Source organism: Chlorobaculum parvum NCIB 8327, assembly GCF_000020505.1.
Taxonomy (GTDB): Bacteria; Bacteroidota; Chlorobiia; order Chlorobiales; family Chlorobiaceae; genus Chlorobaculum; species Chlorobaculum parvum_A.
The window spans coordinates 1,397,547-1,412,694 of the sequence record NC_011027.1 but is presented as its reverse complement, the minus strand read 5'-3'; the positions used below and the strand labels follow the sequence as shown (position 1 = coordinate 1,412,694).

14 protein-coding genes and 1 tRNA gene are annotated in these 15,148 nt (G+C 55.6%); 10 read left to right on the top strand and 5 right to left on the bottom strand.

Features of this window, described 5'->3' with window-relative positions; genetic code table 11:
• The first annotated feature begins 31 nt into the window (after nt 1-31).
• From CPAR_RS06570 to CPAR_RS06550, 5 genes are all read left to right on the top strand, one after another.
• The gene (locus CPAR_RS06570) at nt 32-1,567 is read left to right on the top strand and encodes an NADH-quinone oxidoreductase subunit N (RefSeq protein WP_012502534.1); all 1,536 of its coding nucleotides are present in this window, start codon (nt 32-34) and stop codon (nt 1,565-1,567) included.
• Between the two features lie 254 nt (nt 1,568-1,821).
• Nucleotides 1,822-2,904: a hydrogenase small subunit gene (locus tag CPAR_RS06565; RefSeq protein ID WP_012502533.1), complete on the top strand. Its 1,083-nt coding sequence runs from the start codon at nt 1,822-1,824 to the stop codon at nt 2,902-2,904.
• 17 nt (nt 2,905-2,921) lie between these two features.
• A complete protein-coding gene (locus tag CPAR_RS06560) occupies nt 2,922-4,640 on the top strand; it encodes a nickel-dependent hydrogenase large subunit (protein WP_012502532.1) in 1,719 nt (572 codons plus the stop codon).
• Nucleotides 4,641-4,653: 13 nt separating this feature from the next.
• Nucleotides 4,654-5,343: a Ni/Fe-hydrogenase, b-type cytochrome subunit gene (cybH, locus tag CPAR_RS06555; protein WP_012502531.1), complete on the top strand. Its 690-nt coding sequence runs from the start codon at nt 4,654-4,656 to the stop codon at nt 5,341-5,343.
• A 123-nt stretch (nt 5,344-5,466) separates the two neighbouring features.
• Nucleotides 5,467-5,934 carry a HyaD/HybD family hydrogenase maturation endopeptidase gene (locus CPAR_RS06550; protein WP_012502530.1) on the top strand — a complete coding sequence of 156 codons (468 nt, stop codon included), beginning with the start codon at nt 5,467-5,469 and terminating at the stop codon, nt 5,932-5,934.
• 79 nt (nt 5,935-6,013) lie between these two features.
• On the opposite strand, the gene folE is transcribed toward CPAR_RS06550, so the two are convergent.
• Both folE and CPAR_RS06540 read right to left on the bottom strand, forming a co-directional pair.
• Nucleotides 6,014-6,691: a GTP cyclohydrolase I FolE gene (gene folE / locus CPAR_RS06545; protein ID WP_041466150.1), complete on the bottom strand. Its 678-nt coding sequence runs from the start codon at nt 6,689-6,691 to the stop codon at nt 6,014-6,016.
• Nucleotides 6,651-7,100: a 6-carboxytetrahydropterin synthase gene (locus tag CPAR_RS06540; protein ID WP_012502528.1), complete on the bottom strand. Its 450-nt coding sequence runs from the start codon at nt 7,098-7,100 to the stop codon at nt 6,651-6,653. The genes folE and CPAR_RS06540 overlap by 41 nt, the downstream gene beginning before the upstream one ends.
• Nucleotides 7,101-7,360: 260 nt before the next feature.
• Here CPAR_RS06540 and trxA point away from each other — a divergent pair, with 260 nt between their 5' ends.
• Complete coding sequence (gene trxA, locus CPAR_RS06535) at nt 7,361-7,666, top strand: thioredoxin (RefSeq protein WP_012502527.1); 306 nt, start codon at nt 7,361-7,363, stop codon at nt 7,664-7,666.
• 106 nt (nt 7,667-7,772) lie between these two features.
• On the opposite strand, the gene CPAR_RS06530 is transcribed toward trxA, so the two are convergent.
• From CPAR_RS06530 to CPAR_RS11345, 3 genes are all read right to left on the bottom strand, one after another.
• A complete protein-coding gene (locus CPAR_RS06530) occupies nt 7,773-8,465 on the bottom strand; it encodes a zinc metallopeptidase (RefSeq protein ID WP_012502526.1) in 693 nt (230 codons plus the stop codon).
• A gap of 212 nt (nt 8,466-8,677) precedes the next feature.
• A tRNA-Met gene (locus CPAR_RS06525) sits at nt 8,678-8,753 on the bottom strand.
• Between the two features lie 201 nt (nt 8,754-8,954).
• Entirely contained in the window at nt 8,955-9,083 is a 129-nt protein-coding gene (locus tag CPAR_RS11345; protein WP_269478989.1) for a hypothetical protein, read from the bottom strand.
• 119 nt (nt 9,084-9,202) lie between these two features.
• Here CPAR_RS11345 and CPAR_RS06520 point away from each other — a divergent pair, with 119 nt between their 5' ends.
• The 4 genes from CPAR_RS06520 (at nt 9,203) to CPAR_RS06505 (ending at nt 15,134) form a co-directional block, all read left to right on the top strand.
• On the top strand, nt 9,203-9,946 hold the full coding sequence (locus CPAR_RS06520) for an SDR family NAD(P)-dependent oxidoreductase (protein ID WP_012502525.1): 744 nt from the start codon (nt 9,203-9,205) through the stop codon (nt 9,944-9,946).
• A 171-nt stretch (nt 9,947-10,117) separates the two neighbouring features.
• Nucleotides 10,118-10,504: a methylated-DNA--[protein]-cysteine S-methyltransferase gene (locus CPAR_RS06515; protein ID WP_232203878.1), complete on the top strand. Its 387-nt coding sequence runs from the start codon at nt 10,118-10,120 to the stop codon at nt 10,502-10,504.
• A 241-nt stretch (nt 10,505-10,745) separates the two neighbouring features.
• Nucleotides 10,746-11,936, top strand: a complete 1,191-nt coding sequence (locus CPAR_RS06510) for an efflux RND transporter periplasmic adaptor subunit (protein WP_012502523.1) — start codon at nt 10,746-10,748, stop codon at nt 11,934-11,936.
• A 12-nt stretch (nt 11,937-11,948) separates the two neighbouring features.
• Nucleotides 11,949-15,134, top strand: a complete 3,186-nt coding sequence (locus CPAR_RS06505; protein WP_012502522.1) for an efflux RND transporter permease subunit — start codon at nt 11,949-11,951, stop codon at nt 15,132-15,134.
• The last annotated feature ends 14 nt before the right edge of the window (nt 15,135-15,148 follow it).

The window sequence follows — 15,148 nt, the reverse complement described above, 5'->3', positions numbered from 1 at the left end:
TCCAAGTAAAAAGACTAAACGTTTGAGCACTATGTTCGAAATGCCATCAGGCGCTGAAATACAAAGCATCATCTCGACGCTCAAGAGCGGTGCTGGATATTTTCTCCCTGAAATCTACTTGTCGGCCCTGTTTCTGGTGTTGATCGCTCTTGATCTGCTCACTGGCAGGAAGAACAGCCGGCTGCTCGGGCCGGTTACCATTGCCGGTCTGCTCGGCGGCCTGTACTTTGTCTTTCAGCAGCAAGCCATGCCGGACACTCAGTTCTTCTTTGGTTTGTACACGCTTGACAGGTTCGGAATTTTCTTCAAGTACTTCTTCATCGCCTCGGGTATTCTGGCCGTGCTCACCACCATGGTGGACGACACGATGAAAAAACACGAGTCCGGCATGGGTGAGTACTATGCGCTGACCGTGGCCATGGTTGTCGGTATGATGATGATGGCCTCTTCAAATGAGCTGCTGATGCTCTTCCTCGCTATGGAGCTGGTCAGTCTTTCGGCCTATGCGCTTACCGGTTACTACAAGCGCGAGAAGCGCTCTTCTGAAGCTGCGCTCAAGTACCTTGTCTATGGCGCTGTCTCATCGGGAATGCTGCTGTATGGTTTCTCGCTGATCTATGGCATGACCGCCGAAACCAATCTTATCCGGATCAACATGATGCTGATCGCTCATGGTTACGATCCTCTGGTTATGATTCTGGCGTCGTTGCTCATCATTGCCGGCCTGGGTTACAAGATGGGCGCTGTACCGTTCCACTTCTGGAGTCCCGATGTTTATGAAGGTGCTCCGACTCCGGTGACCGCATATCTGTCCGTTGCTTCGAAAGCTGCGGGTTTTGCCATGCTCATGCGCTTCTTCTACGTGGCGATCCCTCATGGAATGACCGGATATGAAGATTTTCTGCATATCGACTGGCTCATGATTTTGATGGTCATCTCAGCGGCCTCGATGATTTATGGTAATGTTGTCGCTATCTGGCAGAAGAATGTCAAGCGTCTGCTTGCTTACTCTTCGATCGCTCATGCCGGTTATCTGCTGCTTGGCATCATTACGATGAATGAGTTGGGCGTCCAGGCGACTCTGGTTTATCTGGCCTCCTATCTCCTGATGAACTACGGTGCATTCTATGTTGTGATTCTGATCGCCAATCGCACCGGAAGCGAAAATCTCGACGATTACAAAGGCCTTGGCAAAAAGATGCCGCTGGCTGGAGCAGCGCTCACCGTGTTTCTGATTTCTCTGGTCGGTCTGCCTCCGACCTTCGGTTTCATCGGCAAGCTGATGATTTTCTCGGCACTGCTTTCCAAAGGAAGTGTCTTTATGTGGCTGGCTCTGATCGGTATTCTGACCAGTGTCATTTCGCTCTTCTACTACATGCTGATCCCGCTCAACATGTACCTTCGGGAGTCTGAGAATCCTGAGGAGAATGTGGTCGAAACCGGCATGGGCGCCAAGCTTGTGACGGCAGCGCTTATGATCCTGACGCTCTATTTCGGTCTCTTCTTCCAGCCGATTGCGAACTACGCACACTACTCTTCAGTTCTTTTCGGTGCGATTCTGAACTGAACGATTTTGCCATACCCTCTTTGATAAGTCTTAAAAACCCGGTCTATTTTACAAGATGGTCCGGGTTTTTTATTTGATTCATCCCGGTTGATTAATAAATTTCGGATAGGTGAAGGATTTTGTTAATAACAATTGTTACGTATATTTGTTCTATAATGATTTTGTGATGCCACCCCGGTAGTTGAGGAAAAGCATCGTGACAGCCCCTTTTCCCCGTATACCGTGAATCTCTTTCAATATCCACGGAGGGTTCTATGCAACAAAAGCAGACATTCGAGGAGGTGTTTCAGTCACGAGGCCTCTCCCGAAGGGATTTCCTGAAATTTTGCAGTTTAACGTCCGTCGCTCTTGGCCTTGCGCCTTCGATGCTCCCCAAGGTCGTCCACGCCATGGAGACCAAACCCCGCACTCCTGTCATCTGGCTTCACGGTCTTGAATGCACCTGTTGTACTGAATCCTTCATTCGCTCTTCCCATCCCATCGTTGCTGACGTCATCATGAACATGATCTCCCTTGATTATGATGACACCCTGAGTGCTGCTGCCGGCCATCAGCTCGAAGCTGTTCGCAAGCAGATCATGAAGGACTACAAAGGGCAGTACATTCTCGCCGTCGAGGGCAATGTGCCGACAAAGGATGACGGCATGTACTGCATCATTGGTGGTGACTCGTTCCAGAACGTGCTCAAGGAGACGGCTGCCGATGCAGCAGCGGTGATCGCCTGGGGTGCATGTGCCTCGTTCGGCTGCGTGCAGAACGCCAAGCCCAATCCGACCGGAGCGCAACCGATCGACAAGATCATCAAGGACAAGCCGATCGTCAAGGTGCCCGGTTGCCCGCCCATCGCCGAGGTGATGACTGGTGTCATTACCCACGTGCATACTTTTGGTGAGCTTCCCGAGCTCGATCGCATGGGACGTCCGAAAGCGTTCTACAACACCCGGATACACGATAAGTGTTATCGTCGCTCGTTCTTCGATGCCGGCATGTTCGTGGAGTCGTTCGACGATGAATCGACCCGCAAAGGGTGGTGTCTCTACAAGATGGGCTGCAAAGGGCCGACCACTTACAACTCCTGTTCCAAGATTCAGTGGAATGAAGGGACCAGTTTCCCCATCGGTTCAGGCCATCCCTGCATCGGCTGTTCCGAGCCGAATTTCTGGGACAAGGGGCCATTCTACACGAGGCTTGCCGATGTTGAGCTGTTCGGTACCGATTCGACGGCCGACAAGATCGGTATGGTGGCGCTCGGTGCCGCCGCAGCCGGTGCGGCCGCTCATGCGGCAGTGACGGCGGTCAAGCATCGCGGTGGCGAGGGAAAGGAATCTGAACAATAACCCAAGGAGTAGCAGGCATGTCGAAGAAAATTGTTGTTGATCCGATTCCCCGTATCGAGGGGCATCTGAGAATAGAGGCGAAGATGAACGATGCCAACGTCATCGAGGATGCGTACAGCACCGGCACCATGTGGCGCGGCATCGAGGTGATCCTGAAGGGGCGCGATCCTCGTGACGCCTGGGCTTTCGCCGAACGCATCTGCGGCGTCTGCACGACGGTGCATGCGCTTGCGTCGGTGCGCTGCGTTGAGGATGCGCTCGGTATCGAGATTCCGAAAAACGCACGCATCATCAGGAACCTGATGAACGCCACGCAGCAGACGCAGGACCATCTGGTGCACTTCTACCATCTGCACGCCCTCGACTGGGTCGATGTGGTCAGCGCATTGAAGGCCGATCCCGGCCAGGCATCTGCGATCGCGCAGAGCATTTCGGCTTGGCCGAAGTCCTCGGTCGGCTACTTCAAGGATTTGCAGAAGCGCCTCGTGGCTTTTGTCGAAAGCGGTCAGCTCGGCATTTTCTCGAATGGTTACTGGGGCCATCCGGCCTACAAGCTGCCCCCGGAGGTGAATCTGATTGCCGTAGCGCACTACCTCGAAGCGCTCGAATTCCAGAAAGAGATCGTCAAGATTCAGACCATCTTCGGTGGCAAGAACCCGCATCCGAACTACGTGGTGGGCGGCATGGCCTGCGCCATCGACCCGAACAGCGACACGGCCATTAACATCGAACGGCTTTCGATGGTCAAGTCGATCATCGACCGAACGCAGCAGTTCATCGACCAGGTTTACATTCCTGATCTTATCGCCATCGCCGGGTACTATAAAGGCTGGCTCTACGGTGGCGGTCTCGGTAATTTCATGAGCTATGGGGATTTCCCGGAGACCACGCTCGACGATTACGAAAAGCTCTTGTGGCCGCGCGGCGTCATCATGGGCAAGGATCTTACGACGGTGCTCGACGTCGATCCACGTGATATGTCGCAGATCAAGGAGGAGATCGCCCACAGCTGGTACACCTACAGCAATGGCAGCGATCAGGGTTTACACCCGTGGGAAGGGGAGACCAACCCTAAATACACCGGTCCGAAGCCACCGTTCGAGTATCTCGATACGGACAAGAAGTACAGCTGGCTCAAGACGCCGCGCTGGAAAGACCAGCCGGTCGAGGTCGGCCCGCTGGCCCGCGTGCTGGTAGCCTACGCGAAGGGCGATCCGATGATCAAGGATACGGTTGGCATGGTGCTTTCGAAGCTCGAAGTCGGCCCCGAAGCACTCTATTCGACCCTCGGACGAACAGCCGCGCGCGGCATCGAGTGCAAGCAGACAGCCGGCTTCATGCGCCACTTCTACGACGAGCTGGTTGCCAACGTTAAAACCGGTGATTACCAGACCTTCAACAGCGAACGCTGGGAGCCGTCGACCTGGCCGAAGGAGTGCAAAGGGTTCGGATACACCGAAGCGCCGCGCGGCTCGCTCGGTCACTGGATCAGGATCGAAAATGGCAAGATCGGCGATTACCAGATCGTGGTGCCATCGACCTGGAACGCTTCACCGAGGGATGGCCGTGGCAACTCAGGCGCGTACGAAGCTGCCTTGAAGGGCACGCCGATGCACGATCCCTCGCAGCCGCTTGAGATCCTTCGCACGGTGCACTCGTTCGATCCTTGTCTTGCCTGTGCGTCGCACGTGTTTGACATGAATGGTAACGAGATTACGAAGGTAAGGATCGTTTAATACGGAGGTTATCATGGGACGGATTATCGAGGAAATCTATGTGTGGCGCCTGCCGGTCAGGCTCTACCACTGGGTCAACGCTTTCAGCATCGCGGTACTGCTTGGCACTGGTCTGTATATTGCGTACCCCGTGCTGGCCGCACCGTCCGGGGAGGCGGTGTTTCACCACGGCATGGCGACCTGGCGGGGCGTGCACTTTGCGGTGGCCTTCGTGTTCATCGCCAACTTCCTGTTCCGGATGTACTACGCCCTGATGGCCCGGAACGACCAGTATGCCCGTTTCGGCGGTTTTCAGCCCTGGAAACCCTCGTGGTGGGGCAAGCCTTTCAAGGAGCAGATGGCTGCCTATCTTTTCCTTCGCAAGGGTGAGCCGGACTACGTCGGCCATAACCCGGTGGCTGCGCTGACCCACTTTCTGTTTATCTTCTGCGGTTCAGTGTTTATGATCACCTCGGGACTTGCCATGTACGGAGAGAACAACCCCGGCGGCCTGAGCGAAACGCTGTTTGGCTGGATGCTTCCACTCTTTGGCGGAAGCTACAACTTGCGATTTGCTCACCACCTGATGGCTTGGATTTTCCCGTTCTACATTCTGGTGCACCTGTACGCGGTGTTCCGCCACGACATCGTCGATCGCAGCAGCGTAACCTCTTCGATCATAACCGGTTACAAGCACAAGGTTGAGGATGAAGCTGCGTTGTAATTGATGATCGAAAATGAAGCATTGATAACTGGGGCGGGCCTGTGTGTCCGCCCTTTGGCTGTTCAGTAAGTCGAAGTTCGAATGCTTTTTCCATAACTCCCATAATCTTTTAGTTTTTCCCCTGTGAAAACAATCAACGTAGTTGGTCTCGGCAATATTCTGTTTGGTGATGAGGGGTTTGGCGTCGAGGCTGTTCGGGCCCTGGAGGCGTTCGGTGAATGGCCTCAATCGGTTCAGTTTGTGGATGGCGGCACACAGGGGCTCTATCTGCTCGACTATTTCGAGTCGTGCGATGCGCTGATGGTGTTTGATTCGATCATTCCTGTCGAGTTCGAGCCAAAGGTCTACTGCTACCGGAACGACGAGCTGCCGGCATTTATCCATCGCAAGATGTCGTCACATCAGATGGGGCTGAGCGAGTTGCTGAGCGTTGCAAAACTGCACGACCAGGTGCCGTCAGAAATTGTGCTTATCGGCGCGCCGCCGCATGATCTGGGGCTTGGCAACGGTCTCAGTGAGCCGATGCGTGGCCACTTGGATCGAGCGGTAGCGATGGGACGCGAAGTTCTGGAAGAGTGGCTGGAACAATGAAGAACCCCGCTTCTCGAAAGTTCATCAGAGAAGCGGGGTTCTTCATTGTTATGTGCTGCGGTGATTGTCCGGCGCGACGTTAGTGGCTGCCGATCAGGCGCAGGAACTCGCTCCGCGTGGACTGGCTTGTCATGAAGTCGCCCGACATGGCCGAGGTCGTGGTCACCGAGTTCTGCTTTTCGACGCCACGCATCACCATGCACATGTGAGTCGCTTCGATCACCACTGCCACGCCGCGTGGGTTGAGCACGTTCTGGATTGCATCCCGAATCTGCTGTGTCAGGCGCTCCTGCACCTGAAGCCGCCGGGCGAACACCTCAACTACTCTCGGAATCTTGGACAGTCCTACGATTTTGCCGTCGGGAATGTAGGCCACGTGCGCCTTGCCGAAGAAGGGGAGCATGTGGTGCTCGCACATCGAGTAGAGGTCAATATCTTTGACCAGCACCATTTCATCATACGACTCGGTAAAGAGCGCCTTCATCAGCAACTCTTCCGGATCCTGCTCGTAGCCTTTGGTCAGAAATCGCAGAGATTTGGCTACCCGCTCCGGGGTCATAAGCAGCCCTTCACGCTCCGGATCCTCTCCAATACCTTGCAGAAGGCTGTATACGGCATTGCCCATCAAGCTGAGGCGTTCCTCTTCCTGATGGTCGCAAGCTTCATCAAAGCACTCATCGAGATCGCATTGCGAAAGGCGTGATTCTGCAGATCGGTTATTCTCCACGATAGGTGACACTGTTTTTTCCTGTTTCATGTATTTTGACTTCATGGAGGCTAACCTCCTGTTTGGTAATGGTTTCCAGTCGCGTTTCGAGGATGTCCCACACGACAACAGCCAGAATTTCCGTTGTCGGGACGTGGTTCTGAAGCTCCTTGACCTCGAAGTTCATGTGCCGATGATCGAACCGTGTGACGATTTCCTCTTCAAGAATCGTTTTCAGCTTTTTCAGGTCGAAAAGATAACCGGTTTTCCGATTGATCGGGCCTGAAAGGGTGATTTCAAGCAGATAATTGTGGCCATGCCCATACTTGCCACTGCACTTCCCGTACAGGCTTCGGTTTTCCTCTTCGGAAAGTTCGGGATTAAACAACCGGTGGGCGGCATTGAACTCAATCGTGCGTGTGACGTATATTTTTCTCGGTTTTTCGAGGATGTCATTCATCGGCAATTGGTAATGGAGATGCCCGTTTTTCGACACAGAGCCGTTCAAAAAACAGGACGGTGAACCGTAATTTTTCAGATCAACCTTGTCGGTTGGCTATAAGTTTCAGCAGCCTCAATCCTGAGGGCTTGGTCATATGCAACGCTTCGGTACGATAATCGAAACGGTCAAAGGGGGAGAGCTGTTTTTTTATGCAAGAGTCCTGTCACTGACAAGGGCTGTTTTCTATAAGTTGCAAACGATAATGTTGTTCAATCATTATGGCTAAATCACTTGACGATCTTATCAGAACAAGTGCACTACCTGTTTTTGTCGATTTCTGGGCGGATTGGTGTGGCCCTTGCAAGATAGTGGCTCCAGCCGTTCAGCAGCTTGCCAAAGAGTTTAAAGGCCGGATAACCGTGGTCAAGGTCAACGTCGATCAGCAGCCAGATGCTGCCGCCCGCTTCCAGGTTCAGGGTATTCCGGCCCTTATGCTCTTTGTCGGTGGTCAGATTCAATGGCGTACCGCCGGTGCTATCCCTTACCAGCAGATGCGTCAGGAAGTCTTAAAGGTGATCGGGTAGCGGTGTGCGCATGCGACGCGAAAGGTGTCGTTCGCCAAAATAGCAGGAAAAACAGAGGGGCGACCGGTTGGCCGCCCCTTTTTGTATTCTCTCTTGTCTCTTGCGATTAATCTCGCCGGTTCATGACCATCACATAATAAAGCAACTGCATGATCGCCTGCGCGGCGGCAGCAACGTAGGTAAGCGCAGCAGCATCAAGCACGGCGTTTACGCCTTCCATTTCACGCTGTGAGACGATGCCCTGGGAAACCAGCAACTCCTTGGCTCGGCGGCTTGCATCAAACTCCACCGGCAGCGTTACCAGCGCGAAAAGCGCCGTGCCGCCAAACAGAATGATGCCCGCCCAAGCCAGCGAACTGCCCAGCGTGCCGGAGAGGAAAAAGCCGATCATGAAGAGGATCGGCCCAAGCCAACTGCCGAGTGAAACCACCGGTACCATCGCTGAACGGATGGCAAGCGGGAAGTAGTCCTTCTTGTCCTGCAAGGCGTGCCCTGCCTCGTGCGCGGCAACGCCCACCGATGCAATGCTCGGGAGGCTGTAGACCTCTTCGCTGAGGCGCAGCACTTTGTGGCGAGGATCGTAGTGGTCGGAGAGCATTCCCCGAGTCATCTCGACGTTGACGCTGCCGAGACCGCCACGCTGGAGAATCTTCAAGGCCGCCTGCGCTCCCGTCATGCCACTCTGGGTCGCCACCTGCGAATATTTTTTAAACGCTGATTTGACTTTGAACTGCGCCCAGAGGCCGAGCAACAGCGGCGGAAGGGCGAACAGAAAATATGCCGGATCGAAATAAAACATGGTTGTGCTATAAAATATTGGTTGGTTTTGCCTTGTAAATCTGTCAATAAAACAGAAAAGAGGCAAGAATCGTTTCGAAGAAAAGGAGTGTCCCCAGCTTCTTCAAGCGTACGAATCTCACCGCTCATTTGACGTCAAAGCGGTGTGCTTCCGGCGCGCTGATCGTAAGCCTGTACAACAAAAAAAGCCGCCTCGTACTGCAGGCGGCTTCTTGGTGGTGGGGACAGGACTTGAACCTGCAACCTTCGGGTTATGAGCCCGACGAGCTACCAATTGCTCCACCCCACGATGTTATGGCTCTAAATCTAAGAGAATATCCGGATTATCCAAATAGAAATCCGGGAAAGTACATCCGGATCACAGAACGAATGAACATTATGGTCAGCGTTATTCGCGACCGGCGATCATTCAGCCCTCCTTTTCAAAATCGAACAGTCCTCCACTCGAAGATTTCGCTTTTTTCGGACTTCGCGATCGATTCGGTGCTTGTCATGCCATTGCAAAAGCTTGGGGATTTTTCAGCGAGCGACGCGACTGGTGGTTGTTTTGTACAAAAATACCGGTTTTTGCGGCATTTTCCGCTCTTGGAACGAATGTGGTCAGGATTTGTTCTGCCATCGAAACAAAATGTCAGCTTCATTTTGAATGCGTCACTTAAAAGGAAATAGCTGATTTCAAATATTGTTATGTTTGATAAGCATTCCTGTGATTCAACGAAATCCTAAAAACTCACGAGTATGAAAGGCAGAGTCGCATTGGTTACGGGTGCGAGCCGGGGTATCGGGCGGGCTACGGCCAAGCTTCTGGCTGCCGAGGGGGCAGCGGTGGCGGTCAACTATTTCCAGAGTGAAGGCGCGGCTCATGCTGTCGTCGATGAAATTACGCAGGCTGGCGGCAAGGCGCTCGCCGTCCGCGCCGATGTGCGCGATGAGGCGCAGGTGCAGGCGATGGTTGCGGAGGTGGAGCAACACCTCGGGCCGGTTGATCTGCTGGTCAGCAACGCATCGATCGGTTTTCCGGTCAAGCCGTTTACGCAGTTCGCCTGGGATGAATTCGAGGCCAAGCTCACCGGCGAGCTGAAATCGATCTTTTTCTGCTCTCAGGCGGTTCTGCCGGGTATGATCGAGCAGAAATCGGGCAGCATCATCGCTATTTCGAGCACGCTGTCGCGTCACTCCTCGCCTGGATTCATCGTTCACAGCACGGCCAAATCGGGCCTTGACGCTTTCGTGCGCTCGCTCGCTGAAGAGGTCGGCGCCTTCGGCATCCGTGTCAACGTGATCGCTCCCGGCCTCACTCTGACTGACGCTACGGCCTGGCTACCCGACGATCAAAAGGCGATGATGGCCGATATGACACCGCTCAAGCGAGTCGCCCTTCCGGAAGATGTCGCCGGGGCGGTGCTTGCGGTAGCCTCCGACCACAGCCGCTTCGTGACCGGCTGCTACATTCCGGTCTCGGGAGGTATGTTTATGCTTTGAGGCCGAATATGTCTGGCCGATGAAAAGGATTTATGCAACGTCAATTAACGGACACCACAAATGCAGCAAGAGTCAATACTGACAAATTACAGTTCGTTTTCCTGTCGACGTATGCCGGTGGGTTTGATCGGAATCAGGGCGCACGGTGGACGGGTTACTGATCTATTATTTATGCACGTTGAGCCGTCAACGGCTGTCAGTGCTCCAGGTTCACCGTTGATCGACGAGGCGTTCGGGCAGCTCGACGCGTGGTTTGCAGGGCGCCTGAAAGCATTTTCGTTGCCTTTGGCTGATGCTCGAACCGATTTCGAGCGCCGGGTGCGGGAGGCGATGCTCGCCATTCCGTATGGGCAGACAGCGCCGTATGGTGAGCTGGCTGCGGCGATTGGCTCACCGGGTGCGGCACGAGCGGTCGGGTCGGCGTGCGGGCGGAATCCGTTGCCGATCATCGTGCCGTGCCACCGGGTCGTTGGTGTTGGGGGACGGCTTGGAGGCTATTCAAGCGGGGTGGAGCTGAAGCGGTGGCTGCTCGATTTTGAGCGCAGGAATCGTGGATAACTGACGTCACAAAGTGAACCTATGAGCCAGGTGTATCCGAAAATTTTCAGGCTGAGTTTGGTGATGTCCGGAATTTATTGGTAGGTTTCGGTCTTTTCGTTGATTTTACGTTATTTGTGATAATAGACTGTAACATCTTTTCCGCTGTTGTGTTTTCACTATTGTTAAACCGGGTTTTGTATTTTTCTTTCTTTACATTCCAGCATTTGCGTTTATCTGTCATTTTTGTCTCGCCCTGACCATGAGCACGATTCCCACATTCAGATCCCATCTTTTCAGGCTCGCTTCCGCTGGATTGCTTGTCTCATCGCTTTTTCTTTCAGGATGCGGCAGCAAGCAGGAGAAGCCGCAGCAGATGATGCCGGAGCTACCGGTGATGAAGGTCGAGCCCTCGTCAGCGTCGGTTGCGAGCACCTATTCCGTCCGGCTGGAAGGTTTGGCTGATGCGGAGATCCGGCCGCAGGTGGATGGAACGCTGCAGGCGATTCTGGTCAAAGAGGGTGAGCTGGTTAAAAAGGGACAGGCGCTGTTCAAAATCGACGACGCGGTCTATCGCGAGCAGTACAAGACGGCGCTGGCTGCGCAACATGCTGCAGAGGCGCAGGCGCGGGTGGCGAAGGTCAATGTCGACAAGCTGATTCCGCTGGTGGAGAACAAAGTGGTTTCGCCGGTGCAACTTACGACGGCCAGGGCGCAGTTCCAGGCTGCAAAAGCGCAAGCCGATCAGGCGGCGGCAACGGCCAAGACCGCGGCGATCAACCTCGGTTATACCGAGATCAAGGCTCCGGTGGCCGGTTACGTCGGGCGGATTCCGTTCCGTCAGGGTAATCTTGTGACCAAAAACCAGACGCAGGCCTTGACCATGCTCTCGGACGTGAACCGCATGTACGCGGTGTTCAGCATGAGCGAATCTGCATTTGCAGATTTCAAACAACGCTACGCCGGTGCGACGCTTCAGGAGAAAATCAATGCCGTGCCTCCGGTCAGGCTGACCCTGTCGGATGGTACGGTCTATCAGCATGAGGGCAAGCTCGAATCGATCAGCGGCGGGTTCGATTCCTCGACCGGCTCGATCGGCCTTCGGGTGTCGTTCCCGAACAGGGAGGGGCTGCTGCGCAGCGGCAACTCCGGGACGGTGAGCCTCATGGCCGGCTATCACAACGTGATGCTCGTGCCGCAGGCGGCCACGGTTGAGCTTCAGGACAAAGTGATGGTCTGCGTTCTGACCGAGGGCAACAAGGTGATGAAAAAGGTTATTACCGTTGAGGGTGCGAGCGGCCAGAACTACATCGTCAGTGACGGCATCAAGCCGGGCGACACGATTGTTACGGCCGGTATCGACCGTTTGCAGGATGGCATGGTCATCAAGCCGCTGTCCGGGGATTCGGCGGGCGCTACGGCACCGGCTCCATCAAATCAAAACGGTCATTAATCCCCAGGGCTTATGTTTGAACGCTTCATCTCCCGCCCTGTACTGGCGACTGTCATTTCGGTCATTCTCGTGATTCTTGGCCTGGTCAGCATGAACCAGCTCTCGATCACGCGCTTTCCCGACATCGCTCCGCCGAGCGTTTCGGTGACGGCGAGCTATCCCGGCGCGAACGCCGAAACCGTCGGACGCACGGTGGCTCCGCCGCTCGAAGAGGCGATCAACGGCGTCGAGAACATGACCTACATGACCTCGACCTCCTCGAACGACGGGTCACTTTCCATCAACGTTTTCTTCAAGCAGGGCACCGACCCCGACCAGGCGGCGGTGAACGTGCAGAACCGCGTAGCGCAGGCTACCAGCCGCTTGCCCGCCGAGGTGAACCAGATCGGCGTTTCGACCATCAAGCGGCAGAACAGCCAGATCATGCTCATCAATCTGTCGAGCAGCGTCAAGGCGTTCGATGCGACTTTTTTGCAGAACTACGCCAAGATCAATATCGTCGATGCGCTGGCCCGCGTGCCGGGTGTCGGTCAGGTGGCGGTGTACGGCAAGATGGATTACGCGATGCGCGTCTGGCTGCGTCCGGCGCAGATGGCCGCGTATGGCCTGTCGCCGCAGGAGGTGTCGGCGGCGATCCAGAGCCAGAACCTCGAAGCTGCGCCGGGTGAATTCGGCCAGATGAGCGACGCGCCGATGCAGTATGTGATGAAGTATCGCGGCAAATTCGAGCGCCCGGAGGATTACGAAAACATCGTCATCCGAGCCAATCCGGACGGTTCGCTGCTGCGCCTGAAGGACATTGCGCGCGTCGAGTTCGCCGCGTACAGCTACACGGTTAACGCCAAGGCAAACGGCCAGCCGAGCGCGGTCATGGCGGTCTATCAGGCGCCCGGCTCCAACGCCAACGAGGTCGAGACCCAGCTTCGCGAGGTGCTGGAAAAGGCGTCACGAAGCTTTCCTACGGGCGTCGAGTATGCTATTCCGTTCAGCTCCAAAAAAGTTGTGGATGAGTCGATCGAGCAGGTGCAGCACACCCTTATCGAGGCGTTCCTGTTGGTATTCCTCGTGGTGTTCCTCTTTTTGCAGGATTTCCGCTCGACCCTGATTCCGGCCATCGCCGTGCCGGTGGCGATCATCGGCACCTTCTTTTTTATGAACCTGTTCGGTTTCTCGATCAACGTACTGACGCTTTTCGGCCTGGTGCTGGCCATCGGTATCGTGGTTGATGACGCCATCGTGGTGGTCGAGGCGGTGCACGCCAAGATCGAGGAGAAAGGCTACCCGGCCAAAGTCGCCACCGTTTCGGCGATGCGCGAAATCACCACGGCCATCGTGACCATCACGCTCGTCATGGCGTCGGTGTTTCTGCCGGTTGGATTTCTCGAAGGTTCGACCGGCGTCTTCTACCGCCAGTTCGCCTTCACGCTCGCCATCGCGATCCTGATTTCAGCGGTCAACGCGCTGACCCTCAGCCCGGCGCTCTGCGCGATTTTCCTGACTGATCTGCACTCCGAAGAGAAGCACTCGCGTTTCGGAGGTTTCGCCGGGCGCTTTGTCAAGGGGTTCAATGCCGGATTTGACGCGGTTCGCCAGCGCTACAGCGGCATCCTCGACTATTTCATGCGTCACCGGATGGTGGCGTTCGGGGCGCTTGCCGTGGTGACTGCCGTGGCGTTCTGGATGTTCCAAACCACGCCGACCGGCTTTATTCCCGACGAAGACAACGGCTTCGTGATCGTCTCGGTCTCCACGCCGCCCGGCGCGTCGATGGCCCGTACGCAGGAGGTGATGGATCGGGCGGACAAGGTTCTGCGCACCATGCCTGCGATCAAGAAGGTGATTTCGGTGACCGGCATCAACATCCTTACCCGCAGCTCCTCACCTTCGGCGGGCCTCATGTTTATTCAGCTTCACGATCTGAAAGAGCGCGGCAAGGTTCGAGACATCAAAGCGATTCTCGGGCAGGTCAACCAGAAGCTCGCGCCGATCAAGGAGGGCAACTTCTTCGCGCTCTCGATGCCAACCGTGCCCGGCTTCGGTACGGTGAGCGGTCTCGAAATGGTGTTGCAGGATCGCAGCGGCGGTGATCTGCACAAGTTCGAGGGGGTGGCGCAGGGGTTCATCGGCGCCCTGATGCAGCGGCCTGAAATCGCCGTGGCGTTCACCACTTTCAAGGCTACCTATCCGCAGTACGAGCTGGTGGTCGATAACGTCCGCGCGGCCGATCTTGGCGTGAGCGTCAAGGAGCTGATGACCGTGCTTCAGGCCTATTACGGCAGCCAGCAGGCCTCCGATTTCAACCGCTTCGGCAAGTACTTCCGCGTCGTTCTGCAGGCCGAGCCGAACGACCGCCGCACGCCTGATTCGCTCAACGGTATCTTCGTCAAGAACGCCAGCGGCGAGATGGTACCGGTCAGCGCGATCATTACCCTCAAGCGCGTCTATGGCCCGGATGCGGTTGATCACTTCAACCTGTTCAACGCCATTTCGATCAACGCCATGCCTGCCCCCGGTTACAGCACCGGTCAGGCGATTCAGGCCGTCGAGGAGGTCTCGCGCACCAATCTGCCGACAGGCTTCACCTATGACTGGAAAGGGCAGAGTCGCGAGGAGATCGAATCGTCGGGTGGATTGTTTTTCATCTTCCTGCTCTCGGTGGTGTTTGTCTATTTCCTGCTCTCGGCCTTGTACGAAAGCTATCTTTTGCCGCTGGCTGTTATGTTTTCCATTCCGACCGGTCTGCTTGGCGTGTTTATCGGCATCAAGCTGGCGGGGATCGAGAACAATATTTACGTGCAGGTGGCCATTATCATGCTGATCGGCCTGCTCGCTAAAAATGCGATCCTCATCGTCGAGTTTGCGCTCCAGCGGCGTTTGGCCGGTATGCCGCTGGTTGATGCGGCGATGGCGGGAGCCAGGGCAAGGCTTCGCCCGATTCTGATGACCTCGCTGGCTTTTGTCGCCGGTCTTTTGCCTCTGCTTTTCGTGACCGGCCCGGCCGCGTTGGGGAACCACTCGATCGGCGCGTCGGCCATCGGTGGCATGTTCATCGGCATGGTGCTCGGCATTCTCGTGGTGCCGGTGCTCTTCGTGGCGTTCCAGGGCTTGCAGGAGCGCTTCACCGGCCCGGCAGCTCCGATCGTCGAGGCGGGCGACCTGCTTGCCGAGCATCTGAAAAACGAGGGGGCGCACGAATGAAGAACCAGTACAAT

Excerpts from the sequence above, each read along its gene's own strand:
- CPAR_RS06570 (WP_012502534.1), top strand. The coding sequence starts at position 32 with ATGTTCGAAATGCCATCAGGCGCTGAAATACAAAGCATCATCTCGACG.
- CPAR_RS06565 (WP_012502533.1), top strand. The coding sequence starts at position 1,822 with ATGCAACAAAAGCAGACATTCGAGGAGGTGTTTCAGTCACGAGGCCTC.
- CPAR_RS06560 (WP_012502532.1), top strand. The coding sequence starts at position 2,922 with ATGTCGAAGAAAATTGTTGTTGATCCGATTCCCCGTATCGAGGGGCAT.
- cybH (WP_012502531.1), top strand. The coding sequence starts at position 4,654 with ATGGGACGGATTATCGAGGAAATCTATGTGTGGCGCCTGCCGGTCAGG.
- folE (WP_041466150.1), bottom strand. The coding sequence starts at position 6,691 with ATGAAACAGGAAAAAACAGTGTCACCTATCGTGGAGAATAACCGATCT.
- CPAR_RS06540 (WP_012502528.1), bottom strand. The coding sequence starts at position 7,100 with ATGAATGACATCCTCGAAAAACCGAGAAAAATATACGTCACACGCACG.
- trxA (WP_012502527.1), top strand. The coding sequence starts at position 7,361 with ATGGCTAAATCACTTGACGATCTTATCAGAACAAGTGCACTACCTGTT.
- CPAR_RS06530 (WP_012502526.1), bottom strand. The coding sequence starts at position 8,465 with ATGTTTTATTTCGATCCGGCATATTTTCTGTTCGCCCTTCCGCCGCTG.
- CPAR_RS11345 (WP_269478989.1), bottom strand. The coding sequence starts at position 9,083 with ATGGCAGAACAAATCCTGACCACATTCGTTCCAAGAGCGGAAAATGCC.
- CPAR_RS06520 (WP_012502525.1), top strand. The coding sequence starts at position 9,203 with ATGAAAGGCAGAGTCGCATTGGTTACGGGTGCGAGCCGGGGTATCGGG.
- CPAR_RS06515 (WP_232203878.1), top strand. The coding sequence starts at position 10,118 with ATGCACGTTGAGCCGTCAACGGCTGTCAGTGCTCCAGGTTCACCGTTG.
- CPAR_RS06510 (WP_012502523.1), top strand. The coding sequence starts at position 10,746 with ATGAGCACGATTCCCACATTCAGATCCCATCTTTTCAGGCTCGCTTCC.
- CPAR_RS06505 (WP_012502522.1), top strand. The coding sequence starts at position 11,949 with ATGTTTGAACGCTTCATCTCCCGCCCTGTACTGGCGACTGTCATTTCG.